The following is an 831-nucleotide window of genomic DNA, read 5'->3' as shown; positions in this document are numbered from 1 at the left end:
CTTCTTTAGCGATGCCCAGCTGTCCTTTACCGCCATCAATAAGCAATAAGTCAGGTAATGGCTGCTTTTTATAGCGCCGTGTCAACACTTGCTTCATTGCAGCATAGTCATCACCGCCTTGAATATCATGGATGGCATATTGACGGTAATCACGGCGGCGTGAGCCTCCTTGATCAAAGACCACGCAGCTGCCGATGGTCGCCTCACCCATGGTATGGGAAATATCAAAGCATTCGATTCGATCAATCGTTCGATCGGTGACATCAGACAATACGTCTTTGAGAGCGCCAAAGCGCGAATGCAGCTCTAGATAATCACCCAGCTTAGTTTTAAGCGCATTGTTGGTATTCAGTTTGGCTAAGTCCAGCCACTCTGAGCGATGTTCACGTACGTTGGTTTTGATAACGACTTTGCTATCAAAATGCGTTGCTAGTGCTTCGCTGATTGCTGTCTGATCAGGCAGTTTATGACTTAATATAATCTCGCTCGGCAAGTCATCGGTCACCTGAAAATAAAATGAGGTAATGAAGGCGGATAAATTATCAGCGAGCGACTCACTGCTATCGACATCAGGGAAGTAGTTTTTACCACCAAGTACGCGCCCGCCGCGTACCGTCAACACGTTAACACAAGTCATGCCTGCCTGACTGGCAATCGCAATCACATCAGCCTCACCCTGCACGGTATATACTGCTTGCCGCGCTTGCACTTCGCGTAGCATAGACAGCTGGTCACGATAAAAAACCGCCTTTTCAAAGTCTAATTCTTCAGCCGCACCTTCCATTTTTTCAATTAACGCACTATGAATGTCGCTTGAGTCACCCTTTAGGA

The 831-nt window shown here is 47.2% G+C and carries 1 protein-coding gene; it reads right to left on the bottom strand.

From position 1 onward, the window contains the following. Positions 1-831 (bottom strand): UvrB/UvrC motif-containing protein (locus ACS8FD_RS18775; protein ID WP_439276965.1); only part of this gene is annotated, 831 nt, incomplete at both ends.

This window comes from Psychrobacter sp. 1U2 (assembly GCF_051847575.1).
The sequence above is the reverse complement of the archived record's forward strand: the minus strand, read 5'-3'. Positions and strand labels throughout refer to the sequence as shown.